General features: G+C 68.4%; 27 protein-coding genes and 1 other RNA gene. 18 read left to right on the forward strand and 10 right to left on the reverse strand.

What is annotated here, in order from left to right; genetic code table 11:
- Positions 1-9: 9 nt before the first annotated feature.
- From nth to N5D62_RS18685, 5 genes are all read left to right on the forward strand, one after another.
- Positions 10-648, forward strand: coding sequence for an endonuclease III (nth, locus tag N5D62_RS18665; protein WP_279759378.1), 639 nt, complete (start codon positions 10-12; stop codon positions 646-648).
- A 48-nt stretch (positions 649-696) separates the two neighbouring features.
- Complete coding sequence (locus N5D62_RS18670) at positions 697-951, forward strand: cell division protein ZapB (protein WP_279759379.1); 255 nt, start codon at positions 697-699, stop codon at positions 949-951.
- On the forward strand, positions 948-1,280 hold the full coding sequence (locus tag N5D62_RS18675) for a cell division protein ZapA (protein WP_279759380.1): 333 nt from the start codon (positions 948-950) through the stop codon (positions 1,278-1,280). The genes N5D62_RS18670 and N5D62_RS18675 overlap by 4 nt, the downstream gene beginning before the upstream one ends.
- A gap of 27 nt (positions 1,281-1,307) precedes the next feature.
- A non-coding RNA gene (gene ssrS, locus N5D62_RS18680) (6S RNA) lies at positions 1,308-1,492 on the forward strand.
- Positions 1,493-1,564: 72 nt separating this feature from the next.
- Positions 1,565-2,041 carry an EVE domain-containing protein gene (locus N5D62_RS18685; RefSeq protein ID WP_279759381.1) on the forward strand — a complete coding sequence of 159 codons (477 nt, stop codon included), beginning with the start codon at positions 1,565-1,567 and terminating at the stop codon, positions 2,039-2,041.
- 48 nt (positions 2,042-2,089) lie between these two features.
- On the opposite strand, the gene N5D62_RS18690 is transcribed toward N5D62_RS18685, so the two are convergent.
- Complete coding sequence (locus N5D62_RS18690; protein WP_279759382.1) at positions 2,090-3,115, reverse strand: GGDEF domain-containing protein; 1,026 nt, start codon at positions 3,113-3,115, stop codon at positions 2,090-2,092.
- 472 nt (positions 3,116-3,587) lie between these two features.
- Here N5D62_RS18690 and rpsU point away from each other — a divergent pair, with 472 nt between their 5' ends.
- The 6 genes from rpsU (at position 3,588) to N5D62_RS18720 (ending at position 8,015) form a co-directional block, all read left to right on the forward strand.
- Entirely contained in the window at positions 3,588-3,800 is a 213-nt protein-coding gene (gene rpsU, locus N5D62_RS18695) for a 30S ribosomal protein S21 (RefSeq protein ID WP_012346814.1), read from the forward strand.
- A 143-nt stretch (positions 3,801-3,943) separates the two neighbouring features.
- The gene (locus tag N5D62_RS18700; RefSeq protein WP_279759383.1) at positions 3,944-4,390 is read left to right on the forward strand and encodes a GatB/YqeY domain-containing protein; all 447 of its coding nucleotides are present in this window, start codon (positions 3,944-3,946) and stop codon (positions 4,388-4,390) included.
- Between the two features lie 35 nt (positions 4,391-4,425).
- Complete coding sequence (locus N5D62_RS18705; protein ID WP_279759384.1) at positions 4,426-4,767, forward strand: TIGR01244 family sulfur transferase; 342 nt, start codon at positions 4,426-4,428, stop codon at positions 4,765-4,767.
- Positions 4,768-5,055: 288 nt separating this feature from the next.
- A complete protein-coding gene (locus N5D62_RS18710) occupies positions 5,056-5,664 on the forward strand; it encodes a TRAP transporter small permease subunit (RefSeq protein WP_279759385.1) in 609 nt (202 codons plus the stop codon).
- Positions 5,664-7,241 (forward strand): TRAP transporter large permease subunit, encoded by a 1,578-nt coding sequence (locus N5D62_RS18715; protein WP_279759414.1) that lies wholly within the window; start codon positions 5,664-5,666, stop codon positions 7,239-7,241. The genes N5D62_RS18710 and N5D62_RS18715 overlap by 1 nt, the downstream gene beginning before the upstream one ends.
- Positions 7,242-7,259: 18 nt before the next feature.
- Positions 7,260-8,015 (forward strand): hypothetical protein, encoded by a 756-nt coding sequence (locus N5D62_RS18720; RefSeq protein WP_279759386.1) that lies wholly within the window; start codon positions 7,260-7,262, stop codon positions 8,013-8,015.
- A gap of 37 nt (positions 8,016-8,052) precedes the next feature.
- Here the strand turns inward: N5D62_RS18720 and N5D62_RS18725 are convergent, their stop codons facing one another.
- Positions 8,053-8,373, reverse strand: a complete 321-nt coding sequence (locus tag N5D62_RS18725) for a hypothetical protein (protein ID WP_279759387.1) — start codon at positions 8,371-8,373, stop codon at positions 8,053-8,055.
- A gap of 71 nt (positions 8,374-8,444) precedes the next feature.
- On the opposite strand from N5D62_RS18725, the gene N5D62_RS18730 reads away from it, so the two are divergent.
- From N5D62_RS18730 to N5D62_RS18740, 3 genes are all read left to right on the forward strand, one after another.
- The gene (locus tag N5D62_RS18730) at positions 8,445-9,584 is read left to right on the forward strand and encodes a hypothetical protein (protein ID WP_279759388.1); all 1,140 of its coding nucleotides are present in this window, start codon (positions 8,445-8,447) and stop codon (positions 9,582-9,584) included.
- A gap of 204 nt (positions 9,585-9,788) precedes the next feature.
- Positions 9,789-10,427, forward strand: coding sequence for a hypothetical protein (locus N5D62_RS18735; RefSeq protein WP_279759389.1), 639 nt, complete (start codon positions 9,789-9,791; stop codon positions 10,425-10,427).
- 13 nt (positions 10,428-10,440) lie between these two features.
- Positions 10,441-11,691 (forward strand): hypothetical protein, encoded by a 1,251-nt coding sequence (locus N5D62_RS18740; RefSeq protein WP_279759390.1) that lies wholly within the window; start codon positions 10,441-10,443, stop codon positions 11,689-11,691.
- 79 nt (positions 11,692-11,770) lie between these two features.
- On the opposite strand, the gene sugE is transcribed toward N5D62_RS18740, so the two are convergent.
- Positions 11,771-12,091, reverse strand: a complete 321-nt coding sequence (sugE, locus tag N5D62_RS18745; protein ID WP_279759415.1) for a quaternary ammonium compound efflux SMR transporter SugE — start codon at positions 12,089-12,091, stop codon at positions 11,771-11,773.
- Between the two features lie 136 nt (positions 12,092-12,227).
- Between sugE and N5D62_RS18750 the strand changes: the two genes are divergently transcribed.
- Entirely contained in the window at positions 12,228-13,235 is a 1,008-nt protein-coding gene (locus tag N5D62_RS18750) for a LysR family transcriptional regulator (RefSeq protein WP_279759391.1), read from the forward strand.
- On the opposite strand, the gene N5D62_RS18755 is transcribed toward N5D62_RS18750, so the two are convergent.
- The 5 genes from N5D62_RS18755 to N5D62_RS18775 all read right to left on the reverse strand — a co-directional run bounded on the left by N5D62_RS18755 (position 13,150) and on the right by N5D62_RS18775 (position 19,430).
- A complete protein-coding gene (locus N5D62_RS18755) occupies positions 13,150-14,151 on the reverse strand; it encodes an amino acid ABC transporter substrate-binding protein (protein ID WP_279759392.1) in 1,002 nt (333 codons plus the stop codon). The genes N5D62_RS18750 and N5D62_RS18755 overlap by 86 nt on opposite strands.
- A 3-nt stretch (positions 14,152-14,154) precedes the next feature.
- On the reverse strand, positions 14,155-15,549 hold the full coding sequence (locus N5D62_RS18760) for a replication-associated recombination protein A (protein ID WP_279759393.1): 1,395 nt from the start codon (positions 15,547-15,549) through the stop codon (positions 14,155-14,157).
- A 7-nt stretch (positions 15,550-15,556) separates the two neighbouring features.
- Positions 15,557-16,180: an outer membrane lipoprotein chaperone LolA gene (gene lolA / locus N5D62_RS18765; protein WP_279759394.1), complete on the reverse strand. Its 624-nt coding sequence runs from the start codon at positions 16,178-16,180 to the stop codon at positions 15,557-15,559.
- An 84-nt stretch (positions 16,181-16,264) separates the two neighbouring features.
- Positions 16,265-18,640, reverse strand: coding sequence for a DNA translocase FtsK (locus N5D62_RS18770; RefSeq protein ID WP_279759395.1), 2,376 nt, complete (start codon positions 18,638-18,640; stop codon positions 16,265-16,267).
- 121 nt (positions 18,641-18,761) lie between these two features.
- On the reverse strand, positions 18,762-19,430 hold the full coding sequence (locus tag N5D62_RS18775; RefSeq protein WP_067067043.1) for a Crp/Fnr family transcriptional regulator: 669 nt from the start codon (positions 19,428-19,430) through the stop codon (positions 18,762-18,764).
- A 181-nt stretch (positions 19,431-19,611) separates the two neighbouring features.
- Between N5D62_RS18775 and trxB the strand changes: the two genes are divergently transcribed.
- The 3 genes from trxB (at position 19,612) to rpmG (ending at position 21,240) form a co-directional block, all read left to right on the forward strand.
- Positions 19,612-20,571: a thioredoxin-disulfide reductase gene (trxB, locus tag N5D62_RS18780; RefSeq protein WP_279759396.1), complete on the forward strand. Its 960-nt coding sequence runs from the start codon at positions 19,612-19,614 to the stop codon at positions 20,569-20,571.
- 242 nt (positions 20,572-20,813) lie between these two features.
- Complete coding sequence (gene rpmB / locus N5D62_RS18785) at positions 20,814-21,047, forward strand: 50S ribosomal protein L28 (RefSeq protein ID WP_022979438.1); 234 nt, start codon at positions 20,814-20,816, stop codon at positions 21,045-21,047.
- 22 nt (positions 21,048-21,069) lie between these two features.
- Positions 21,070-21,240 (forward strand): 50S ribosomal protein L33, encoded by a 171-nt coding sequence (gene rpmG, locus N5D62_RS18790; protein WP_058934741.1) that lies wholly within the window; start codon positions 21,070-21,072, stop codon positions 21,238-21,240.
- Positions 21,241-21,335: 95 nt separating this feature from the next.
- On the opposite strand, the gene N5D62_RS18795 is transcribed toward rpmG, so the two are convergent.
- Positions 21,336-21,857 (reverse strand): DUF3016 domain-containing protein, encoded by a 522-nt coding sequence (locus tag N5D62_RS18795; RefSeq protein WP_279759397.1) that lies wholly within the window; start codon positions 21,855-21,857, stop codon positions 21,336-21,338.
- A 148-nt stretch (positions 21,858-22,005) separates the two neighbouring features.
- Positions 22,006-23,229: a fatty acid desaturase gene (locus N5D62_RS18800; protein ID WP_279759398.1), complete on the reverse strand. Its 1,224-nt coding sequence runs from the start codon at positions 23,227-23,229 to the stop codon at positions 22,006-22,008.
- Positions 23,230-23,467: the final 238 nt, after the last annotated feature.

The raw sequence follows: 23,467 nt of genomic DNA on the forward strand, positions 1-23,467 counted from the left end.
CCGCGCGCCATGAACACGACCCAGATCCGCGAGTTCTTCGAGATCCTCCGCCATGCCAATCCGTCGCCGCAGACGGAGCTCGAGTACGCCAGCGTCTTCGAGCTGCTCGCCGCGGTGCTGCTGTCGGCGCAGGCGACCGACGTCGGCGTCAACAAGGCGACGCGGCGGCTGTTCGTCGTGGCCAACACGCCGGCCAAGATCCTGGCGCTCGGCGAGGAGAAGCTCGCCGAGTACATCAAGACGATCGGCCTGTACAAGACCAAGGCCAAGAACCTGCACGCGACCTGCCGCCTCCTGATCGAGCAGCACGGCGGCCAGGTGCCGCGCAGCCGCGAGGCGCTCGAGGCCCTGCCCGGCGTGGGCCGCAAGACGGCCAACGTGGTGCTCAACGTCGCCTTCGGCGAGGCCACGATGGCGGTGGACACGCACATCTTCCGTGTCGGCAACCGCACCGGCCTGGCGCCGGGCAAGAACGTGCTCGAGGTCGAACAGCAGTTGCTCGCGCGCGTGCCCGAGGAGTTCCTGGTCGACGCGCACCACTGGCTCATCCTGCATGGTCGCTACGTCTGCCAGGCCCGCCGGCCGCTGTGCGAGCGTTGCGCCGTCGTCGCGCAATGTGACAGCGCGCCCTTGGCCGCGGCGCGCTGAGCGAACCCCGCCCCCTACAATCCGCGCGTTCATTCCGTCAGGGAAGCCATGTCTAGCATCAACGACCTTGTCGACCGCGTGGAGCGCCTGCTGGTGCGCCATGAGGAACTCAAGCGTACGAACACCCTGCTGGAGCAGCAGGTCCAGGCGCTCACGCTGGAGCGCGACAGCCTGCGCTCGCGGCTGTCCGCGGCGCGCGCGCGCGTGGACGCGCTGCTGGAGCGCCTGCCGCTGGAAGCCGCCGACCTGCTCTCGGGCGACGATGGCGCCGATACCCCAGACACTCGAAAGCCGGGCGCATGAAGCAAATGGAAGTCACGATCATGGGTCAGAGCTATCTGCTCGGCTGCCCCGAGGGCGGCGAGGCCGCGCTGCAGAAGGCGGTCGCCCGTGTCGACAAGGAAATGTGCGCCATCCGCGACGCCGGACGCATCAAGGCGCGCGAGCGCATCGCGGTGCTCGCGGCGCTGAACCTCGCGTATTCGCTCAGCGAATCTTCGTCGGCGCCAGCGGCCGTCAGCGATGCGGGCGGAGCGGCGGCCGGCGATGCGCGCGGAGAAGTCCTACCCGATCTTGAAATGCTGATGAAGCGGCTCGACGAAGCCCTTGTCCAAGACGGGCAACTGCTGTGAGCGGCGGGACGCGGCGCGTAGAATCCACCTCGTCCACTGCGTTCGCGTGAGTTTTATATTTCCTTGAACCGATGCTCTCGCGAGCAAGGGCTTGGAACATTACCTGGCTGGTGTGAGCGTCTCGCGTCAGATGAACCCGAAGCCATGTTGACCTCGCCCACCTGTACCCCTTGGGTTCAGGAATGCGGCTCACGGCTCGCCGTGGACACCCTTTCCCGGAACCGCGCCTGATTCGACGTCACGCGCGGTTTTTTCATGGTCGATCGATCTCGCGAGGAGCCCCGATGAGCACCACCCCCGCCAGCGCCCCGCAGTACTGGCTGATGAAGTCCGAACCGGACGAGGCCTCGATCGATCACCTGCAGGCGGCCGGCGAACTGCCGTGGACCGGCGTGCGCAACTACCAGGCGCGCAACTTCATGCGCGACCAGATGCGGGTCGGCGACGGCGTGCTGTTCTATCACTCGTCCTGCCCGGAGCCCGGCATCGCCGGCATCGCCGAGGTCAGCAGCACGGCCTACCCCGACGAGACCCAGTTCGATCCCGACAGCCATTACTTCGACCCGAAGTCCAAGCGCGAGGAGCCGCGCTGGCAGCACGTCGACGTGCGCTTCGTGCGCAAGACGCGGCTGCTGAGCCTGGCGGAGATGAAGCGCGATCCCGCGCTGGCGGGCCTGCGCACGCTGCAGCCGGGCAACCGCTTGTCGATCACGCCGGTGACGGCGGCGGAATGGCGGCACCTGCAACAGCTGCTCGCCTGAGCGGGAACGGGAACGGCCGCGCGTGCGCGGCCGACATGGCGATCCTGATCAGCCGCCCATCCCGAACGGGATCGACGCCAGCACGACCTGGTTGCCGCCGCGGCGCTGCGCTTCCTTGACGGCCATCTCGGCCGCGCCGAGCAGCTCTTCCTGACGCGACGCGGTGTGCGGGAAGCTCGCCACGCCCATCGACAGCGACAGGCCCAGGTCCTGCCCGTGCAGCACCACGATCTGCGCGTGGCATTGGCGGCGGAGCTGCTCCATGCGCGCATGCGCGGTCGCGAGCCCGACGCCCGACAGCAGCACCGCGAACAGGTCGTCGCCGATGCGGCAGGCGGCGTCCATCGCGCGGGTGTTGGCGCGCAGCATGCGGCCCAGGCCTTCGAGCAGGCGCTGGCGCGGCTCCTCGCCGAGGCCCTCGGCGGTTTCCGGGGACACCGGGTCCAGCGCGATCAGCACCAGCGTGAACTCGCGGTGTTCGCGGGTGGAGAGATCGATCTCGCGCAGCAACTGGTCGTCGAACTGCGCGCGCATGTAGAGGCCGGAGACCTCGTCGCGGCCGCTGCCCTGCTGCAGCTCGCGGCGCATCTGCTCCAGCGACTTCTGCTGCTGCTCGAGCTGTTGCAGCGCGCGCTGCAGGTGCGTCTCGCGATGGCGTTCCTCGGTCTTGTCGCTCCATAGCGCCATCACGTGTTCCGGGCCTAGCGGGAAACGCGTGACCATGAACTCGCGGCGGCGGCCGCCGATCTCCAGGCGGTGCTCGGAGCTCACGACGCCGCGCTGCGCCAGCGTCGCCTGCTCGGAGCGGCGCATCGCCTGCACTTCGTCCCCGCGCATCAGCTCGGCGTCGGCCGCGCCGACGATGCCGGTCTCCAGCCGGCCGAAGAACTCGCTCATGCCCGGGCTGGCGAACACGTAGCGACCGGTGGCCATCGACTTCACGGTCAGGCAGGCGCCGGTGGGCTCGAGCAGGCTGAGCAGGCCGGCCGCGACGGGCCCCTGGGGCGATCCCGACGAGGCCAGCCAAGCATCGAAACTGGCAGGCGCGGGTGTCGCGGCGGCTTGTAATTCCATGGGTCGGGCCATGCCGGGGATTCCCCTGGCGGTCGAATGGTGGTGGATCGAATGTAGATGGGCGTCCGTCGCCCGGGCAAGTGCCGCCGACGGGGCCGGGGCGTCTCTCCCCCTAAGCTTGGGGTGCGGCATCCTAGCGCGCGGCGGCGCGGACCGATGGCGAGCCGCTTCACCCAGCCGGGCGGTTCTTCGCCCGCGCCTCGCCCGGGGCGGGAAAATGTCACGGCCGGCGTCAGGGAGAATGTCGGATTCGCGAGGCGTCTTCCGGGCCCGTCTTGCCCTGGAACCGTTCGGGGGCTGGCGTGGCGGCCACACGAGGGTGTCACGTGATATGGCGGAGCGTCAAAAATAAGGCTAGAATCCGCGTTTTGCTGGCAAACCCTGCGCGTCGATTCGGAAGTGGAATCCGGATACCTCCGCTTCGAAGGCAAGTCCTTCCTTGCGAACACCGAGCGCTATTTGAAGGAATTTCATGACCACCATTCGCGTCAAAGAAAACGAGCCGTTCGACGTGGCCCTGCGCCGCTTCAAGCGCACCATCGAGAAGCTGGGCCTGCTCACCGAGCTGCGCGCCCGCGAGTTCTACGAGAAGCCGACGGCCGAGCGCAAGCGCAAGAAGGCTGCCGCCGTGAAGCGTCACTACAAGCGCGTGCGCAGCATGCAGCTGCCCAAGAAGCTGTACTGATCGACCGATCGGAACGCTTCGGCACCGGGGACCGTCACTGACCGCGCCCCACTGCCCGAACAGCACAGAAAGCCCGCGCAGGACGCTGCCGCGGGCTTTTTTGTTTTTTGCTTTTGTTTTTGTTTGAACAGCAAGGAGCCCGTATGACCTTGAAGGAACAGATCACCGAAGACATGAAGTCGGCCATGCGCGCCAAGGACAGCGAGCGCCTGGGCACGATCCGCATGTTGCTGGCGGCGGTGAAGCAGAAGGAAGTGGACGAGCGCGTCGAGGTCGACGACGTGATGCTGGTGGCCATCGTCGACAAGCTGATCAAGCAGCGCAAGGATTCGATCAGCCAGTTCTCCGCCGCGGGACGGCAGGACCTGGCGGACAAGGAAAGCGCGGAGCTGAAGGTCCTGGAGGCCTATCTGCCGCAGCGCCTGAGCGAGGACGAGATCAAGGCCGAGGTCGGCGCGATCGTGGCCGAGCTGGGTGCGAAGGGACCGGGCGACATGGGCAAGGTCATGGGCGCGGTCAAGGGCAAGCTGGCGGGCAAGGCCGACATGGGTCTGGTCTCGGCGGCGGTGAAGGCGGCGCTGGCGGGCTGAGCGCCCGGCTGCCGCTTCAACGACAGGAGAGCTCGATGGAACTGACCGTCCAACAACTGACGCCGGATTTCTGCGTCGCCCCGCAGCTGACGCCGGAGGCGATGGCTGCGCTGGCCGAGGCCGGCTTCAAGTCGGTGATCAACAACCGCCCTGATTTCGAGGGAGGTCCTGACCAGCCGACCAGCGAGCAGGTCCGTGCCGCGGCCGAGACCGCGGGCCTTGTCTACCGGCATCTGCCGGTGCAAGGGGGTTACCAGTCGCCGGAGGAGATCGCCGCAATGCGCGCGCTGCTCGACGAGGTGCCCAAGCCGGTGCTGGCGTTCTGCCGCTCGGGCGCGCGTTCCACGCGCCTTTTCGCCGCCGCCACCCAACTGTGACGACCGCGGGCCACTCGGCATCTCGAGAGATCGAGACGACCGGGGGCCCCTTGTCGGAACTTAAGGAAGGAATTTGACTGCCGGGAGGCAGTCAAAGGGGGGAGATGGAGACAAGGGGCCCCCGGTCGGCTCGATCCTGCTCGGTCCAAGCAGAGGCGTCAGTGCTTTCCCCAGCCCCCGCCCCAAATCGGTTTTCGACGAGCCCCCGCTCGCTACAGTCCACGTCTACGCCAAGAAAAACGAGCCCTCCCCGTCGCGGGCTCTGAAGATGGAGACCTGGACTCGTCGATGAACGCCCTGCTTGCATTCGCCAAGGGCATCGACTGGCTGACGGACCGGTTCGGCACGCTTGCCGCCTGGGCTGTCCTGCTGTCGTGCTTTATCAGCGCCGCCAATGCGGTGATCCGTTACGGGCTGGACATCAGTTCCAACGCCTTCCTCGAGATCCAGTGGTACCTGTTCGCGATCTGCGTGATGCTGGGCGCGGCGCAGGTGCTGCGGCTCAACGAGCATGTCCGGGTGGACATCCTGTACACGCGCTGGCGCGGCCACGGCAAGGTCTACATCGACCTGTTCGGGTTGATCGTGTTCCTGCTGCCGGTGATGGGCTACGCGGGCTGGTTGTCGTGGGACTTCTTCATGGTGAAGCTCACGACCGGCATGCGGCCTGACGACACGGTCGCCGCGCTGGGCCTGGGCGGTTATGCCTGGAAGCTGCTGAGCAGCGGCGAGGTTTCCGGCAACGCGGGCGGCCTGATCCGCTGGCCGGCGGCGCTGACGCTGCCGGTGGGATTCGGGCTCATGTTCCTGCAGGGCATTTCCGAGGTGATCAAGCGTATCGGCTACCTCGCCCATCTCGTCGAGATGGACACGCATTACGAGAGGCCGCTGCAATGATCACGATGGAGCAGTTTCCCCCGCTGATGTTCGCGGGGTTGATCATCATCATGCTCATCGGCTTCCCGGTGGCGTTCTCGCTGGCGGCGCTGGGCCTGGCCTGCGGCTTCTTCGCGGTGAGCCAGGGCTGGTTCCCGCCGGAGTTCATGCTGGCGCTGCCGCAGAACGTCTTCGGCATCCTCTCCAACGACCTGCTGCTGGCGATCCCCTTCTTCACGCTGATGGGCGCGCTGCTGGAGAAGTGCGGGCTGGCCGAGGACATGCTCGATTCGATGGGCCAGTTGTTCGGCCCGGTGCGGGGCGGGCTGGGCTACTCGGTGATCATCGTGGGCTTCATCCTGGGCGCGATCACCGGCACGGTGGCGGGCCAGGTGATCGCAATGGCGATGATCTCGCTGCCGGTCATGATGCGGTACGGCTACAACATGCGCTACGCCACCGGCGTGCTGGCGGCGTCGGGGACGATCACGCAGCTGGTGCCGCCGTCGCTGGTGCTGGTGGTGCTGGCGGACCAGCTCGGCAAGCCGGTGGGCGACATGTACAAGGGCGCGTGGGGGCCGTCGATCCTGCAGGTGCTGATCTTCGCGCTCTACACCTTCGCGCTGTCACGCATCAAGCCCGAGCACGTGCCCGGCGTGCCGCTCGCGGCACGCACGCTCAACGGCTGGGCGCTGTGGCGCAAGTGCCTGCGGGGCATCGTCCCGTCGGCGATCCTGATCTTCGCGGTGCTGGGCTCGATGGGCGGCCTGCCCGGCATCGACACGGCGATCTGCACGCCCACCGAGGCCGGCGCGATGGGCGCGGTCGGCGCCTTCATCCTGGCGGCGCTGCATCGGCGGCTGACCTGGCCGGTGGTCAAGGAGGCCATGATCGGCACGATGCGCATCACCGCGATGGTGGTGTTCATCCTGATCGGTTCGCGGACCTTCTCGCTGGTGTTCCAGGGCGTCGAGGGTGGCAAGTGGATCGAGCACCTGCTGTCCAACCTGCCGGGCGGTCAGGTCGGGTTCCTGATCGTGGTGAACCTGTTCATTTTCTTCCTGGCGTTCTTCCTGGACTTCTTCGAGATCGCCTTCATCATCCTGCCGCTGCTGGGTCCGGTCGCCGACAAGATGGGCATCGACCTGGTGTGGTTCGGCGTGATGCTGTGCGTGAACATGCAGACCAGCTTCATGCATCCGCCGTTCGGCTTCGCGCTGTTCTACCTGCGGGGGATCGCGGATTCGCTGTTCAAGAACGGCGCGTTGCCGCAGCGGGTGAAGTCCAGCGACATCTACATGGGCTCGATCCCCTGGGTGCTGATGCAGCTGGTGCTGGTGGCGATCGTGATCTTCTTCCCGGTGACGGTGACGGCCTTCCTGGACAAGGCCGAGATCGTCGACCTCGACAAGGCCACCGAGATGCTGCAGGGCATCGACGCCGGCCAGTCCGGCCGCGTCGATCCGAACGCGGACACGAACGCGCTGTTCGGACTGCCGGAGGCGGCGTCGGCGCCGGCCTCCGAGGCGTCCGCGCCCGCCTCCGACGCGGAGGATCCGATGGAGGCGGTGCGGCGCTCGCTGGACGAGAAGAAGTGAGGACGCGGTGAGCCGGCCATGCTGCGCCGTGGACTGATCGCACTCGGCGCGATCGGCGCCCTGCTCTTCGGCCTCGCGCTGGCGGCATCGCTGGTGCAGCCACTGCTCGTCGAGCGCGGCGCGCGCGAGCTGCTCCGACTGGAGATGGAACGCCGCATCGGCGAGCGCATCGAGCGCCTGGATGAATCGCGCCTGGGGGCGATGGCCCGCGACGCGCTCAAGCGCCTGTCCATCGAGCGCGACGTCGCGACACGCCGGCTGCGGGACGACGTTCCGCGCATCACCGCGGCCGTGCTCGACCGCATGCAGGACGCCGACTGCGAATGCCGCCGGCGCATCGCGCAGTTGATCGAAGACGGCACCCGGTCAGACATCGCTTCGCTCGACGAGGCGGAAAAAACGCTTCGGCGCATCGCCGAGTCCGCCTACGCCTCCGCCAGCCGCCAATGGCTGTGCGAGTTCCGCATCGTCAGCGGCACGAACGCCGCGGCCTTCGCGCTGCTGGCCTTGATCGCGTGGTGGCGCCCGCGCGCGGCCATCCAAGTGACGGTGCCGGCGCTGCTGGTCCTGGCGGCCGTCGGCCTCACCGGCTACGGCTATCTGTTCCAGCAGGACTGGCTGCACACGCTGCTGTTCAACGACTACGTCGGCTTCGGCTACGCCGCCTGGCTGGCTGGCGTGACGGCGCTGCTCGGCGACATCGTGCTCAATCGCGCCCGCCTCACGACCGGCTTGCTCAACGGCCTGTTCGGCGCGATCGCCTCGCCCTGCTAGACGCGCGGGGAGAGACCGCGATCGCGATCGCACCCGCTCAGCGGGTGGAAGGCGGCATGTTCGACGCCTCCTTGATGCGCTGCCAGGCGTCCTTCACCGCCGGCTTGGCCCGCGCCCATTCGAGCGACGAGCCCTGGCGCTGGTTGCCCCAGTCGCGGTGCAGTTCCGCCTCGAAGTCGTCGAACTCGCGATCGGGATAACGCGCGAAGGCGTCGACGCCATACGCATAGGCCGGACCGAAGTCGTCATGCGTGTCGGTGGGCTGCACGTACGGCCGCTTGGCGTAGTTGTCGCGCCAGTAGGCCGCTTCCTGCGCGTGGTCGTAGGCCTTGTCGCGGCGTTCGTCGAAGTCGGGCATGGGAATCTCCTGAAGTCCGGATGACGTGCGTCGGCAAGTCCCATGCCCTGCCCGCGGCTACAGTCGCCGCCATGCGCGCACGTCCCCTGGCCCTCCCTGACTCGCCCTCTCCGCGTCGACTCCTGCGCCTTCATGGCGTGCTCACGCTGGCGATCGTCGCCTCGCTGGGCATCGCCCCGGCCCACGCGGCGCCCGCCGCCTGCGTCGACGGCACCTGGCGCGGCACGCTCGGCGGCACGCCGGTGTCCATCGAGCTGAACGCCGCCGAGAACGACCGGCCCGCCGTGGGCCGCTACTACTACCGCAGCTCGCTCGGCGACCTCACGCTGGTCCGCGACGCCAAGACCGGCACGTGGCAGGAACTCGACGCCCAGGAACGCCCCACGGGCCAGCTGACGCTGTCCTGCGAGGGAACGGCGCTCGGCGGCGAATGGCGTTCAGCGGACGGCACCAGGCGGCTCCCGATCGTCGCGAACGCGGTCCCGGGCGAAGCCTTCAATGCGCCGCGCAAGGCCGGCCTGAAGCCCAGGCTCGACAAGACCGGCGAGATCGGCGGGCGGCGATTCGAAGAACTCAGCTACGCCGTCCCCGGTGGCGCCGGAACAAAGGGGCAGTCGATCGGCGTCGTGCATCGCGGCGTGCGGCTGGTCGGCACGGGCCCCGGCCTGGAGGCGCTCAACGCCGTCCTGCAGGCCAAGGCCGTCGAGGCGGCGGTCGATCACCTGGACTGCGTGGCCCAAGGACGCCGGGAGCGCGGCCCCGAAGCCGGCTACGAGTCCTCGCAAGGGCAGACGGTCCTCGCATGGAACGCGGCCTTCGCCGTGATCAGCACCTGGACCGAAGGGTATTGCGGCGGCGCGCATCCGTGGCACGGCAGCGTCGTCACGACCTACCGCCTGGACACCGGCGCCCCCGTGGACACGGCGGCCTGGCTCGTCCCGGCACTGCGCAAGGAGATCCCGAAGACCTCGGCGCTCGGCCGCCTGTTGATGTCGGCCTACGCGCGCACGGCCAACGGCCCGGACGCCGACTGCCGCGACGAGATCCGCTGGGGCGGCTACGCGGTCCATCCGGTGGCGGGGAAACTGGTCTTCGAGGGCGCCACCTCGTATGCGATGACACCCTGCGCCGAGGACATCGCGCTGCCCCTCGCGGTCGTCCAGCCCTTCCTCACGAAGGACGGCCAGGACGCGCTGAAGTCATTCCGCTGACGGGGTCCCGCCCCGCCGATGCGCCCTCGCGTCACCCGCCCGGGTGACACCCCGTCGACTTCGGTTTTTTCGTGCGGTAGGTCAGCAAAATGCTGGCTTTTTGGGGCAGCCGGGCGATTCGCGCCTGGGGCGCTGATAGCGTGCGCCCCTTGATCGAGCGGGCGATTCACGTCCGCCGCACCGACTTCGAGGGAGGACATCGACATGTTGATCTGGGGATCCAAGGGCGCCGTCGCCGATCTGGGCGTTCAGAACCACCACCACTGCGCCACGTGCGAGCGCGAGCGCCCGTTCAAGCTGGCGCTCCAGTACAAGATCCATCACCTCTACTACCTGTTCCAGTGGGTCTCGAGCAAGAAGTACCTGCTGGTCTGCGACGTCTGCCAGCGCGGGGCCGAGCTGCCGGCCAAGGAGGTCGAACCCAAGCTGACCAAGCACCCCATTCCGGTGTTCCAGCGCTTCAGCTGGGTGCTGCTGTTGGGCGTCGTGGCCGCGCTGCTGCTGGTGGGCAAGATCGCCGCCGACGACCGCGGCAAACACGTCGGCGACTACACCGCGGCGCCCGCCGCCGGGGACCTCTACCTGATCGACCTCAACAAGCTGACCGGCGAATCGGGCGCCACCTACGGCGTGATCCGCATCAAGCAGGCGGCCGACGGCAAGCTGGAACTGCAGATGCCCAAGGTGGGCTACAACAAGGTCCGCGGCGCCCAGCGCGACATCGACAACCCCTCGAAGGTCAGCGCTCCGGACTACTTCGAGGACAAGACGCTGACGGTGCCGCAGTCGGTGGTCCAGGACTGGGCCAAGCAGGGCACGATCTACGACATCGAGCGGCGCTGACGAGATGACGGCGATGACGGCCTGGGCCCGTCGAGCCCTCGACCAAGGGCAGCGCAGGGCGAAGGCAAGCCTGCTCGCCGCGCTGGCGGGCCTCGCCCTGGCGTCGTCGCCCGCGCTTGCCGCTACCGCGGCCTGCAAGGACGGCGTCTGGGCCGGCACGCTCGGCAAGACGCCGATCACGCTGATGCTCGCGTCGGACAACGCCGGCCAGGCGAAGGAAGGCAGCTACTACTACCGCGCCGCGCTGTCGGACCTGGTGTTGCTCCCCGACGGTGCGCCCGGGGACTGGCGCGAGATCGCCGCCAAGGGCGCCCTCACCGGCCGGCTGCACCTGGACTGCGATGCCCGCGCGCTCACCGGCCGGTGGCAAGCGCCAGACGGCGGCAAGCCGCTCCCGATCACCGCCCGTCGCATCGCCGACGACCAGTACCACGCCGCCCGCGAGGCCGGCCTGAAGCCGATCGTCACCGTGCACGCGATCGGCGCCGGCCGCTATGAACGGCTGGTGCTGCCGATGCCCAACGCCGACGGCGTCGTCGAGAGCGTCGACCAGGACGCCTGGGGCACGCCGCACGAGGGCGTGCGCCTGCTCGGCGCCGGCCCGGGCCTCGCGGCCATCAACGCGGCGCTCCACGAGCACCTGATCGCCCGGATGCGGGACCACCTGGCCTGCATCAACTTCGGCCGCGTCGAGCGCTCGCCGGACGCGAGCTTCCACACGTCCGGCTCGCAGAGCGTGCTGGCCTGGTCGCCGGCGCATGTCGTGATCCAGACCGCCAGCGACGGCTACTGCGGCGGCAGCCATCCGTTCGTCGGCCACGAGATCACGGTCTACGAGGTGGCCACCGGCCAGCCGGCCCGCGTGGCCGACTGGTTCGAACCCGGCGCCTGGGTGCCGACCGAGCCAGAGGAGACGGAGGAGCCGGACGGGGCGGCCGGAGCGCCTGGAACGCCCGGGACGCCCGGGACGCCCGGGACGGGGACGGAGACGGCCGACGCGGCGGCGACCGCCCCAACCGCGCCTCCCGAACCCTCGTTGCGCGACCTGCTGGACAAGGCCTACTCGCCCGACAACGGCGACGCGGAGTGCCGGGCGTCGATCACCTGGACCGATGTCTATCCACAGCCCGGCCAGGTGGTCTTCCGCGCCGAGGCGACGAGCTACGCCATGCGGATGTGCGACGAGGAGCTCGCCCTGCCGCTGGACACCGTCTGGCGCTTCCTCACTGCCAAGGGCCGGGAGGCCCTGTCCGCGTTCCGCTGAGCACGGTGCCCTCCCCCGTCGCCGTCGCCGTCGCCGTTGCCGTTGCCGCAGCCACGGCCGGGACCGCAACCGCGGCCGATCACTGTGACGACACCATCTTCAATCCGATGATCCCGACGGCGATCAGCCCGATGCACGCGATCCGCGCCAGCGACGCGGACTCGCCCAGCAGCACGATGCCGGCGATGGCGGTGCCGACCGCGCCGATGCCGGTCCAGATCGCGTAGGCCGTCCCGACCGGCAGGTGCTTCAGCGCCCAGCCCAGCAGCACCACGCTGGTCACCATCGCCGCCACCGTGCCCACGGTCGGCCACAGCCGCGTGAACCCTTCCGTGTACTTCAGGCCCACGGCCCAGCCGATCTCGAACAGTCCGGCCAGAAACAGCACACCCCACACCATGTCGATCTCCTTGTCCTGGTCCGGCGCCTTGCCGAACCCCACGGCCTTTCCCCTTGAAAGGCGTTGGGGCGGACTGTATGTTCGAGAATCTGATACATAAAGTCAGATTCCTTCAGGACCGCTGATAGATCACCCCATGGCCTTCGACCTCGACAACCTCCGCGTCTTCCTCGCCGCGATCGATCACGGCTCGTTCTCGGCGGCGGCCCGCGCGCTGGGGCGCGTGCCCTCGGCGGTCAGCATGACGATCGCCCAACTGGAGGCGGAGCTCGACCTGGTGCTCTTCGACCGCGCCGGCCGCGAGCCGGTGCCGACCGCCCAGGCCCGCGCGCTCGAGCCGCAGGCGCGGCGACTGACCGAGCAACTCGGCCAGCTCAACCGCCATGCACTGTCGATGACGCAGGGGCTGGAGCCGGCGCTGGTCATCGCCGTCGTGCCGGAACTCGTCGCGGCGACGCCGTGGAGCGACGCGCTGCGCACGCTGTCCGCGGAGTTCCCGCTGCTCGAGGTCGAGCTGCTGACGGCGCCTCAGGCCGACGCGCTGGCGATGTTGAAGTCCGGGCGCGCGCATCTGGCGCTGGTCTTCGAACGCCAGGGGCTCGACCCCACGGAGAGCTTCCATGAAGTGGCGCGCGAGACGCTGATCGCCGTCGCGGCCGCCTCGCATCCGATGCTCGCGCAGGACCCGGCCGCGCTGCGCGACGAGCACCTGATCGCCGAGCGCCAGATCCTCGTGGCGGGCCGCGACGCCTGCGACGTGGACAAACGGATCTCGGTCTCGCGGGTGCAGTGGCGCACCGACAGCCCGGTGGCGGCGCTGCGCATGGTGTCGGCGGGACTCGGCTGGGCCTGGCTGCCGTCGGGCTTCGTGCGCGGCGCGCTGGCCTCGGGCGAGCTCGCCCAGATCCCGGCCGGCAACTTCACGACGGCGCTGCAGCTCTATGTCGATGTCGTCTGGACCCAGGCGCGGCCGCTGGGACTGGCCGCGCGGCGGTTCGTCGAGCTGCTCGAGGGGCGCGACGGCTGTTCGGGCCCCGTGGACAGCGGCCGCGGGCCCGTCAGCGATAGCGCTCCGGATCCGGCGAGTCCGTCGGCTGCGCGACCACGCGCCGGAAGGCGGCGCTCATCGGCATCCGCAGGTTGATGCCGGTGGGCGGCAGCGGGGACTCGAACCAGCGCTTGTAGATCGCCTGGATCTCGCCGCTGCGGAACAAACCGACCAGCACCTCGTCGACCATCGACTTGAACCGCGGATCGTCGCGGTTCAGCCCGATCGCGTAGGGTTCGATCGTCAGCGCCTGGTCCGAGATCACGTAGTCGTCGGCGGAGATCGCCGAGCCCTGCTGCGCCAGCAGGCTGCGGATGATGACGTCGTCCATCAGGAACGCGTCGGCGCGGCCGCTGCGCAGCAGCTGGAAGGCGTCCGGATCGTCCAGTCCGGCGACGATGCGGATGCCCAGGCCCTGCTGCTCGTTGACCTTGGCCAGGTGCTGGATGCTGGTGGTGCCGATCGTGCTGACCACCGGCCGCCCGCGCAGGTCGGCCAGGCTCTGCACCTTCTCGCCGTGGCGCGTCATCAGCTTGGTCTCGGCCACGAAGATGGTCACCGAGAACGCCTGGCTGCGCGAGCGCTCCGCGGTGTTGGTGGTGATGCCGCACTCCATGTCCAGCGTGCCGTTGCTGACCATCGGGATGCGCGTGGCGGAGCCGACCGCCACACGGCGCACTTCCAGGTCAGGCAGGTTCAGCCGGATCCGCAGCGAGGCGATGACCCGCTCGCACAGGTCGACCGAGTAGCCGGTCGGCCGCAACTGGGCATCGAGGTAGGAGAACGGCGCCGACGAGGGCCGGTAGCCGATGACGATCACGCCGGTCTCGCGGATGCGCGTGAGCGTCGGGCCTTCGGCCGGCTGGGGGGGACGCCGGGCAGCCTGCGACGCCGGGGCCTGCGGCTGGGTCGAGACCAGCTTGCCCGGCCTGGGCGCCGACACGGCCGCGCACGCCATGCCGGCGACCGCGAGCATCGACGCGGCCACCAGACTGGCGATCCTCGCGCGCATCGTTCAGGCCTCGCTCGACGGGTCGGCCGCGTCCGGCGACGCTGGCCCGTCCTGGCCGAGCGCCTCGGCATCGAGCCGCCGGAGTTCGTCCAGGCGCGCGCCGATCTTGATCTCCAGTCCGCGCGGCACCGGCTCGTAGAAGCGCTGGTCCTCGAGGCCGTCGGGCAGGTACTGCTCGCCGGCCACGTAGCCGCCGGGGAAGTCATGCGCGTAGCGATACGCCTTGCCGTAGCCCAGTTCCTTCATCAGCCGCGTGGGCGCGTTGCGCAGGTGCACCGGCACCGGCCGCGAGCTGTCCTGCTTGATCAGCGCGCGGACCTGGTTGTAGGCGTTGTAGACGGCGTTGGACTTGGGCGCGATCGCCAGGTACACGACCGCCTGCGCCAGCGTCAGCTCGCCCTCGGGCGAACCCAGCCGCTCGTAGGTCTCCGCCGCGTCCAGGCACAGCCGCAGCGCGCGCGGATCGGCGTTGCCGATGTCCTCGCTGGCCATCCGGATCAGCCGCCGCGTGATGTAGCGCGCGTCGACGCCGCCATCGAGCATCCGCACCAGCCAGTACAGCGCCGCGTCCGGGTTGGAGCCGCGCACCGACTTGTGCAGCGCCGAGATCACGTCGTAGAACTGGTCGCCGCCCTTGTCGTAGCGCCGCAGCTGCTCGCCCAGCGTGCGCTCGAGCAGCGCCTCGTCGATCTCCGCGGTGCCTGGCGGCGTCAGCTGCGCCACCGTCTCCAGCGTGTTCAGCAAGCGCCGCGCGTCGCCGTCGGCGTAACCGATCAGGCGCAGCGTCGCCGCCTCGCTCACCGGCGGAGCGCCCAGGGCCTCGCGGCCGCGCGCCAGCAGTTCGCGCATGTCCTGCTCGTCGAGCGACTTCAGCACATGCACCGTCGCCCGCGACAGCAGCGCCGAGTTCACCTCGAACGACGGGTTCTCCGTCGTCGCGCCGATGAAGCTGAACAGCCCCGACTCCACGTGCGGCAGGAAGGCGTCCTGCTGCGCCTTGTTGAAGCGGTGGACCTCGTCGACGAACACGATCGTGCGCCGGCCCTGCCCCGCCGCGGCCTGCGCGCGCTCGACCGCCTCGCGGATGTCCCTGACGCCGCCCAGCACCGCCGAGATCGCGATGAACTGCGCGTCGAAGAACTGCGCCATCAGCCGCGCCAGCGTCGTCTTGCCGACGCCCGGCGGGCCCCACAGGATCATCGAATGCGGCCGGCCGCTTTCCAGCGCGACCCGCAGCGGCATGCCCGGCCCCAGCAGGTGGCGCTGGCCGACGACCTCGTCGAGCTGGCGGGGCCGCAGCCGCTCGGGCAGCGGCGCATGCGGGCTCGGCGGCGCCGCGAACGACGACGCGCCCGGGACCGGATCGAACTCGTCCGGGAAGAGCGAGGCGTTGCTCATCGCGGCATCACGGACGCGCGACGTCGGTGCCCGGCGGCGGCGAGAAGCGGAAACGCTCGGCCGGCACCTTGGCGTTGGGCTCGACAGCCGAGAACTGCATCAGCGACTGCTGGCCGAAGCCGTCCAGGATCTCCAGCGCCGCCAGGTCGCGGCCCTTGAAGCCGAGCTTGAGCGATTGCAGGTTGGCGTCGTTGCGCTTGGGCGTCGCCTGGACCCACTCGACGCCGCCGGCCGCCGGCAGCGCCTTGAGCACGAAGTCCTTGGACAGGTCGCCGCCCGCGAGCAGCGACACCGGCGTCGCGCCCAGCGCCTGGTCCATCTGGCGGACCGTGGCCTGCTGCAGGTCGGGGTCGTAGACCCACACTTCCTTGCCGTCGGCCACGATCAGTTGCTCGGCCGGCTTGGCGTAGGTGAAGCGGAACTGGTTCGGACGCTGGAACTCGAAGGTGCCGGTCGTCGTCTTCTTGCGCTTGCCGTCGGGCGCGGTGACGGTCTGGGTGAAAGCGGCGCGGCCGCTCTTCACCTCGGAGACGAATTGCTGCAGCGCGCTCACGCCGTCGGCATGGGCCAGCGCGGCGCCGGCGGCCAGCGCGATCGCGGCCAGGCCGCGGGACAGGGAACGAAGGGACATGGAAACCGCCTTGGTCATTCAGCCGGAATGTTCAGCCGGGGATGTTCAGCCGGAGAGGTGCAGCCAGGGAGCGCGGCCGGGGAATCACTCGTCGCGCTTGGGCACGATGATGTCGCGGTTGCCGTTGGTCGCCATCGACGACACCAGCCCGGACTTCTCCATCTGCTCGAGCAATCGGGCGGCCCGGTTGTAGCCGATGCGCAGGTGACGCTGGACCAGCGAGATCGACGCCCGCTTGTGCTGCAGCACCACCGCCACCGCCTGGTCGTACATCGGGTCGGCTTCGCCGTCGCCGCCGGCGGCCAGGCCCGGCAGGCCGTCGCCGCCGCCGTCGCCATCGAGCACGCCGCCCTCCAGGATGCCCTCGATGTAGTTGGGCTCGCCGCCCTGCTCCTTCAGGTACTCGACGACGCGGTGCACCTCGTCGTCGCTGACGAAGGCGCCGTGCACCCGCACCGGCAGCCCGGTGCCCGAGGCCATGTAGAGCATGTCGCCCATGCCCAGCAGCGCCTCCGCGCCCATCTGGTCGAGGATGGTCCGCGAGTCGATCTTGCTCGACACCTGGAAGGACAGGCGCGTCGGGATGTTGGCCTTGATCAGCCCGGTGATCACGTCCACCGACGGCCGCTGCGTCGCCAGGATCAGGTGGATGCCGGCCGCGCGGGCCTTCTGCGCCAGGCGCGCGATCAGCTCCTCGATCTTCTTGCCGACCACCATCATCAGGTCGGCCAGCTCGTCGATGACGACGACGATGTGGGGCAGGCGGTCCAGCGGCTCCGGCTCTTCCGGCGTCAGGCTGAACGGGTTGGGGAGCTTCTCCTCGCGCTCGGCCGCGTCGTTGATCTTCTTGTTGTAGCCCGCCAGGTTGCGCACGCCGAGCTTGGACATCAGCTTGTAGCGCCGCTCCATCTCGTTGACGCACCAGTTCAGCGCGTTGCCGGCCTGCTTCATGTCGGTCACGACCGGCGCCAGCAGGTGCGGGATGCCCTCGTAGACGCTCATTTCCAGCATCTTCGGGTCGATCAGGATCAGGCGGACATCGCGCGCCTCGGCCTTGTACAGCAGCGACAGGATCATCGCGTTGATGCCCACCGACTTGCCCGAGCCGGTCGTGCCGGCCACCAGGCAGTGCGGCATCTTGGCCAGGTCAGCCACCACCGGCAGGCCCACGATGTCCTTGCCCAGGCCCATCGTCAGCGAGGACGAGGCGTCGGCGTAGACCTGCGAGCCGAGGATCTCGGACAGCCGGATCGTCTGGCGGCGCGCGTTGGGCAGTTCCAGCGCCATGTAGTTCTTGCCCGGGATCGTCTCGACGACCCGGATCGAGGTCAGGCTCAGCGAGCGCGCCAGGTCCTTGGCCAGGCCCAGGATCTGCGAGCCCTTCACGCCGGTCGCCGGCTCGATCTCATAGCGCGTGATCACCGGGCCGGGCGAGGCCGCCACCACCCGCACCTCGACGCCGAAGTCCTTCAACTTCTTCTCGATCATGCGGCTGGTCATCTCCAGCGACTCGGGCGTGACCGTCTCGATGCGCGGCGGCGGCGCGTCCAGCAGGTCGACCTGCGGCAGCTTGGTGTCGGCCGGGTCGGTGAACAGCGTCTGCTGGCGCTCCTTGATGACGCGCGTGGACTTGGGCACCTCCACCACCGGCGGCTCGATGACGATCGGGATGTGGTGTTCTTCCTCGATGTGGCGCTCGACCTCGACGATGGCCTCGCGTTCGCGCTTGGCCTCCTTGCCGACGCGCTTGTCCTCGGCGATCTCGCGGCGGGTCTCGCGCTTCTCGATCAGGCCCTCGATCCAGGTGCCGATCTGCTCGGCCACGCGCAGCCACGAGAACTTCAGCGACAGCGCCACGCCCGCCACCAGCGCGGCGATCCACACGACGCCCGAACCGGCGAAGCCCAGCAGCGTCATGCTGGCCGGGCCCAGCAGGTAGCCCAGCACGCCGCCGGCATGGCCGGGCAGGCGCGATTCCCAGCCGTAGAGGCGGGTCCATTCGAGCGCGCAGCTCGCGGCCATCAGCAGCGCGAGGCCGGCGAAGGTCGGCAGGCGCTGCTTGAGCGTCGGCGTCGGGCTGCCGTCGGCGCGCAGCAGCCGCGCCAGGCCGCTCAGCCAGCCGCGCAGCGACACCAGCATCAGCCACCAGCACGAGTAGCCGAAGCCGAACAGCATCAGGTCGGAGATCCACGCGCCCAGCGAACCGACGCGGTTGTGCGTCGGGGCGGCCGAGCCGGCGGTGCTGAAGGCGGCGTCGGCGCGGTCATGGCTGAGCATCGCCAGCAAGACCAGGCCCCAGACCAGCGCGCCGATCAGCAGCCAGAGCGGCGTGCGCAGCGGACTGGGGGCCGTGGGCGGCGTGGCCGCGGCGGCGGCCTTCTTGGACTTGCGCGCCGGCGCGGGGCGCTCGGACGGGGCGGCGTCGTCACCGCCGCCCAGCAGGGAACCGGGAAAACTCATCCCGCGATTGTGACGCACAAGCCCCGGGCCGCCGAGGCGCGACGGGGTCGCAAGGTGAAGAAACGTTGAGGCCGCGACCGCCCGGCCCGAGCCGGGCGAGGTCGCGGCGCCGCGCGCGGCATCAGTCGTGCTGCAGGCGTTCCTTGATGACCACCGAGCCGTTCTCCAGCGTCTCGATGACGCCCTTGTCCTCGAGGTCCTTCATGACGCGGCTGACCATCTCGCGCGACGCGCCGACGACCTTGGCCATGTCCTGGCGCGAGACCTTGCCGCGGATGATCTTCACGCCCTTCTCTTCCTCCGCCATGTCCAGCAGCGTGCGCGCGACGCGGCCGTAGACGTCCAGCAGCGCGAGCGACTCGATCTGGCGGTCCGCGTTGCGCAGCCGCGCCACCAGGCCGCGCAGGATGCCGTACGCCAGGCTCGACGGCTCGGGCAGGCCGCGGGCGAAGTCGGCGCGGCCCAGCACCAGCATGTCGGTCTGGACCTCGGCGCGCACGGTGGCCGAATGCGGCTCGTTGTCGATCAGGCTCATCTCGCCGACGTAGTCGCCGGGCTGCAGCACGGCCAGGATGACCTCGCGGCCGCGGCTGTCGGCGGTCAGCACGCGCGCCCGGCCGTTGAGCAGGATGAACAGCGCGTTGGACTTGGTGCCTTGCTCGACGATCAATTCGCCGCGCTTGAAGCGTCGCTTCACGACGCTGTCCGCGATGGACTGGGCCTGGTCGGCGGTCAGCAGGGAAAACAAGGGAACCCTGCGGATCAGATCCAAATTGGACAACATGGCCATGAAGGGGTGCCTCCTGTCGGGTGGTTAGGGTCAATCGTGAGGGTCAGGATGGCAGAGGGGACCGCCACCTAGAATGGATGCATTGTGCCAACTTGTTCACGCCTGTTCATAGGGTCAACGCCGAAGCCGGCTTAGGCTGTCGCCCCTTGTGTCCGTCGTGCGCATCCCCACCTCCCCCGCCATGAGCCAAAACACCCGTCACGCCCAGCTGCTGATCCTCGGTTCCGGTCCCGCCGGCTACACCGCCGCCATCTACGCGGCACGCGCCAACCTGAAGCCGTTGCTGGTGACGGGCATGGCCCAAGGGGGTCAGTTGATGACCACCACCGAGGTCGACAACTGGCCGGCCGACGTGATGGGCGTGCAAGGCCCGGAACTGATGCAGCGCTTCCAGCAGCATGCCGAGCGTTTCCAGACCGAGATCGTCTTCGACCACATCAACACGGTCGACTTCACCAAGCGCCCGTTCACGCTGACCGGCGACAGCGCCGTCTACACCGCCGACGCGGTGGTCCTGGCCACCGGCGCGTCGGCGCAGTACCTGGGCCTGCCGTCGGAGGAGTCGTTCATGGGTCGCGGCGTCAGCGCCTGCGCGACCTGCGACGGCTTCTTCTATCGCGAGCAGGAAGTCTGCGTGGTCGGCGGCGGCAACACCGCGGTCGAGGAAGCGCTGTACCTGTCCAACATCGCCAGCAAGGTCCACCTGATCCACCGCCGCGACAAGTTCCGCGCCGAACCGATCCTGGTCGACAAGCTGATGGACAAGGTCAAGGCCGGCAAGATCGAGCTGCACCTGTTCCACACGCTGGACGAGGTGCTGGGCGACGCCAGCGGCGTCACCGGCGTGCGCATCAAGAGCACCCAGGACGGCAGCACCACCGACGTCAAGCTGCAGGGCTGCTTCATCGCGATCGGCCACAAGCCCAACACCGACATCTTCGAAGGCCAGATCGAGATGAAGGACGGCTACATCCGCACGAAGAGCGGCCTGGAAGGCTTCGCCACGATGACCAGCGTGCCGGGCGTGTTCGCCGCCGGCGATGTGCAGGACCACGTCTATCGCCAGGCCATCACCAGCGCCGGGACCGGCTGCATGGCGGCGCTGGACGCGCAACGTTTCCTCGAGCAGGAATCGACCTGACCGGCGGAAGGCTCGCGCTGGCCGCGGGCCTTCCCCACCGCCTCCCCGGCCCGCCATTGCGCGGGCCGGCCTATTTCTGCTATACTCTTCGTTTTTCTTGCGCCGAAAACCTGTGAAGGATCTCGACGCCAGGAAGATGGGTTACCGCCACCCTATGGCGAGGTGAGGCCGCCGCCCGCGATCCAGCAACGAGGCTGGGACGATTGGGACGGTCGCCGGATGACAAGTATCGGAGTGTCCTCATGGCACGCGTCTGCGAAGTCACGGGCAAGAAGCCCATGGTCGGGAACAACGTTTCCCACGCCAACAACAAAACCAAGCGCCGGTTCCTGCCGAACCTGCAATACCGCCGTTTCTGGGTCGAGAGCGAAAACCGCTGGGTCCGTCTGCGCATCAGCAATGCTGCCCTGCGCCTGATCGACAAGAAGGGCATCGACGCCGTGCTGGCCGACCTGCGCGCGCGCGGTCAAGCCTAATCACTGAACCAGGAGCGACACCATGGCATCCAAAGGCGGACGCGAAAAGATCAAGCTGGAATCCACTGCCGGCACCGGTCATTTCTACACCACCAACAAGAACAAGAAGACCACGCCCGAAAAGCTGGAATTCATGAAGTTCGACCCCAAGGCACGCAAGCACGTGCTGTACAAGGAAACCAAGCTGAAGTAATTCAGCCTTCCTTGAAGAAGAAAACCCGCCTCTCGGCGGGTTTTTTCATTTCTGCGCCGAGACAACGCCATCCGGCGGCGCCTCGGCATCTCAGCTCACTGCGAGACCCGGTCGATGCGGGACTTGCCCAGCAGTTCCTTGGCCATCCAGTCGTCGATCATCTTCTTCTCGTAGCGCAGCGGCTCCGAGTCGAAGTAGCGGTTGCCGATGCCGTTCTGGTAGTCCATGTCCTTGATGTCGGCCTTGCCCGACTTCAGGACCTGGCCGTTCTCGCTCAGCGTGTAGGTGAAGCTCATGCGCGGGATGGTGACGCTGCGCAGGATGCGCAACCGATCGATGCGCGCGCGCGGCTCGATCTCGCCCGCGAGGTCGACGTCGGTCACGTCGATCTTCAGCTGCTTGCCGGGCAGCTCCCGGGCAGCGAGCGCCTTGAAGTGATCGCCCAGCTGCTTCATCGCGTTCTCGCGATCCGACGCGATCCAGCCGATGTCGGAGAAGTTCTCCGGCTTGATGAAGTTCACCTCGGCCTGCGCCTGGGCCACCGAGGCCATCGCCCCGAGGCTCAGGGTCGTCAGACCGACCAGCAGCGCGCGCTGGAAGAAGGTCGAGGCAGTCATGTCAGTCTCCTTGTGTGACGGTCCTCACAAATTATCGGCGCCACCATGAAAAAAGGCGCCCGAAGTGGGCGCCCTTTGCATTGCTTCATCCGCCGGTCGGTGATGGCCGTCACCCAGGACCGCCAGGAGCACCGCCGCGGCGAGAGGATCAGGCACGCACCGTGCGCAGTCCCATCGCGAAGGCCTTCAGCTCGGCGATGCCGCTTTCCTCGGCCTTGCGGCACCAGGCTTGCAGGTCATGCACCAGCTGTTCGGCGGAGACGTTCGTGCGGGTCCACAGCTGACGCAGCTCCTCGCGCATCGTGACCAGCTTGTCCAGCACCGGGCTGGCGGCACGGGCGCCGTCCAGTTGCGCCTGGTACGCCGCCGGGATCTTCTCGGCGTCGCGGTGCAGCCAGCGCGTGGCCAGCTTGAACTGATGGAACTTGACGGAGTGCTGCTCGCCGGCGTCCTTCAGCTTGCTGAGCTCGGCCTTGCAGGCGCCGCGCAGTTCGCGGGCATAACGGGCCATGACTTCATAGCGGTTGGCGATGATGGCTTCCAGCGTGTCCTTGTCGGCCACCGCCTTGAGCTCGCCCGTCTTCATCTGCGGCGCGGTCTTGCGGACCTTCGCCCAGCCGATCATCTCCATCGCGCGGATGTAGCCCCAGCCGATGTCGAATTCGAACGGCTTGACCGAGAACTTGGCCGAGGTCGGGTAGGTGTGGTGATTGTTGTGCAGCTCTTCGCCGCCGATGATCACGCCCCACGGCGACACGTTCGTCGACGCATCCTGCGCCTCGAAGTTGCGATAGCCCCAGTAGTGGCCCGCGCCGTTGATGACGCCGGCCGCCCAGAACGGGATCCAGGCCATCTGCACCGCCCAGACCGCCAGGCCGGCGACGCCGAACAGCGCCAGGTTGATGATCATCATCAGCGACACGCCCCACACGGAACGGCCGCTGTAGACATGGCGCTCCATCCAGTCGTCCGGCACGCCGTGGCTGAACTTCTTGATGGTCTCCTCGTTCTTCGCCTCGGCACGATAGAGCTCCGCGCCACGCGTCATCACGGTCTTGATGCCGCGGGTGACCGGGCTGTGGGGATCTTCCTCGGTCTCGCACTTGGCGTGGTGCTTGCGGTGGATGGCCACCCACTCGCGGGTCACCATGCCGGTGGTCATCCACAGCCAGAAGCGGAAGAAGTGCGACGGGATCGGACCCAGGTCGAGCGCCCGGTGCGCCTGGGCGCGGTGCAGGAAGATCGTGACGGCGGCGATGGTGATATGCGTCACCACCAGCGTGAAGACCACGATCTGCCACCAGCTCGCGCCGGTGAAGCCGTCGATCATCCAGTTCAGGACGGCATCGTGCACAGACATCAATACGTTCATTCGGTCCTAACCCTGCTCGCGAGGAGCCAGTTGTCCACAGGAAGCCACGATTGTAGGCGAGGCACTCTAGAAATCGCCCAGATGAAGGCGGCATTCCCGCCGGTCTTTTGACGCTTCAGGGCAGGAAGCCCCTGAAGGCGTGATTGATCGAACGCTTCAGATCGGTCTGGAAACAGCAGGCGCAAGCCCGCCGTCTCTTCGTCCGACGTGAATTGTTCGTAATAAGAATTCAGCGCCG

Source organism: Mitsuaria sp. GD03876 (assembly GCF_029840635.1).
GTDB lineage: Bacteria > Pseudomonadota > Gammaproteobacteria > Burkholderiales > Burkholderiaceae_C > Roseateles.

What these genes read in the sequence shown, in the direction of transcription:
- N5D62_RS18710 (WP_279759385.1), top strand. Translation starts at nt 5,056, where the DNA reads ATGAACGCCCTGCTTGCATTCGCCAAGGGCATCGACTGGCTGACGGAC.
- rpmB (WP_022979438.1), top strand. Translation starts at nt 20,814, where the DNA reads ATGGCACGCGTCTGCGAAGTCACGGGCAAGAAGCCCATGGTCGGGAAC.
- N5D62_RS18690 (WP_279759382.1), bottom strand. Translation starts at nt 3,115, where the DNA reads ATGGAATTACAAGCCGCCGCGACACCCGCGCCTGCCAGTTTCGATGCT.
- N5D62_RS18730 (WP_279759388.1), top strand. Translation starts at nt 8,445, where the DNA reads ATGCGCGCACGTCCCCTGGCCCTCCCTGACTCGCCCTCTCCGCGTCGA.
- N5D62_RS18770 (WP_279759395.1), bottom strand. Translation starts at nt 18,640, where the DNA reads ATGAGTTTTCCCGGTTCCCTGCTGGGCGGCGGTGACGACGCCGCCCCG.
- N5D62_RS18800 (WP_279759398.1), bottom strand. Translation starts at nt 23,229, where the DNA reads ATGAACGTATTGATGTCTGTGCACGATGCCGTCCTGAACTGGATGATC.
- trxB (WP_279759396.1), top strand. Translation starts at nt 19,612, where the DNA reads ATGAGCCAAAACACCCGTCACGCCCAGCTGCTGATCCTCGGTTCCGGT.
- N5D62_RS18740 (WP_279759390.1), top strand. Translation starts at nt 10,441, where the DNA reads ATGACGGCCTGGGCCCGTCGAGCCCTCGACCAAGGGCAGCGCAGGGCG.
- rpmG (WP_058934741.1), top strand. Translation starts at nt 21,070, where the DNA reads ATGGCATCCAAAGGCGGACGCGAAAAGATCAAGCTGGAATCCACTGCC.
- N5D62_RS18725 (WP_279759387.1), bottom strand. Translation starts at nt 8,373, where the DNA reads ATGCCCGACTTCGACGAACGCCGCGACAAGGCCTACGACCACGCGCAG.
- N5D62_RS18670 (WP_279759379.1), top strand. Translation starts at nt 697, where the DNA reads ATGTCTAGCATCAACGACCTTGTCGACCGCGTGGAGCGCCTGCTGGTG.
- N5D62_RS18720 (WP_279759386.1), top strand. Translation starts at nt 7,260, where the DNA reads ATGCTGCGCCGTGGACTGATCGCACTCGGCGCGATCGGCGCCCTGCTC.
- rpsU (WP_012346814.1), top strand. Translation starts at nt 3,588, where the DNA reads ATGACCACCATTCGCGTCAAAGAAAACGAGCCGTTCGACGTGGCCCTG.
- N5D62_RS18705 (WP_279759384.1), top strand. Translation starts at nt 4,426, where the DNA reads ATGGAACTGACCGTCCAACAACTGACGCCGGATTTCTGCGTCGCCCCG.
- N5D62_RS18750 (WP_279759391.1), top strand. Translation starts at nt 12,228, where the DNA reads ATGGCCTTCGACCTCGACAACCTCCGCGTCTTCCTCGCCGCGATCGAT.
- N5D62_RS18760 (WP_279759393.1), bottom strand. Translation starts at nt 15,549, where the DNA reads ATGAGCAACGCCTCGCTCTTCCCGGACGAGTTCGATCCGGTCCCGGGC.
- N5D62_RS18755 (WP_279759392.1), bottom strand. Translation starts at nt 14,151, where the DNA reads ATGCGCGCGAGGATCGCCAGTCTGGTGGCCGCGTCGATGCTCGCGGTC.
- N5D62_RS18675 (WP_279759380.1), top strand. Translation starts at nt 948, where the DNA reads ATGAAGCAAATGGAAGTCACGATCATGGGTCAGAGCTATCTGCTCGGC.
- lolA (WP_279759394.1), bottom strand. Translation starts at nt 16,180, where the DNA reads ATGTCCCTTCGTTCCCTGTCCCGCGGCCTGGCCGCGATCGCGCTGGCC.
- N5D62_RS18795 (WP_279759397.1), bottom strand. Translation starts at nt 21,857, where the DNA reads ATGACTGCCTCGACCTTCTTCCAGCGCGCGCTGCTGGTCGGTCTGACG.
- nth (WP_279759378.1), top strand. Translation starts at nt 10, where the DNA reads ATGAACACGACCCAGATCCGCGAGTTCTTCGAGATCCTCCGCCATGCC.
- N5D62_RS18685 (WP_279759381.1), top strand. Translation starts at nt 1,565, where the DNA reads ATGAGCACCACCCCCGCCAGCGCCCCGCAGTACTGGCTGATGAAGTCC.
- N5D62_RS18700 (WP_279759383.1), top strand. Translation starts at nt 3,944, where the DNA reads ATGACCTTGAAGGAACAGATCACCGAAGACATGAAGTCGGCCATGCGC.
- N5D62_RS18775 (WP_067067043.1), bottom strand. Translation starts at nt 19,430, where the DNA reads ATGGCCATGTTGTCCAATTTGGATCTGATCCGCAGGGTTCCCTTGTTT.
- sugE (WP_279759415.1), bottom strand. Translation starts at nt 12,091, where the DNA reads ATGGTGTGGGGTGTGCTGTTTCTGGCCGGACTGTTCGAGATCGGCTGG.
- N5D62_RS18735 (WP_279759389.1), top strand. Translation starts at nt 9,789, where the DNA reads ATGTTGATCTGGGGATCCAAGGGCGCCGTCGCCGATCTGGGCGTTCAG.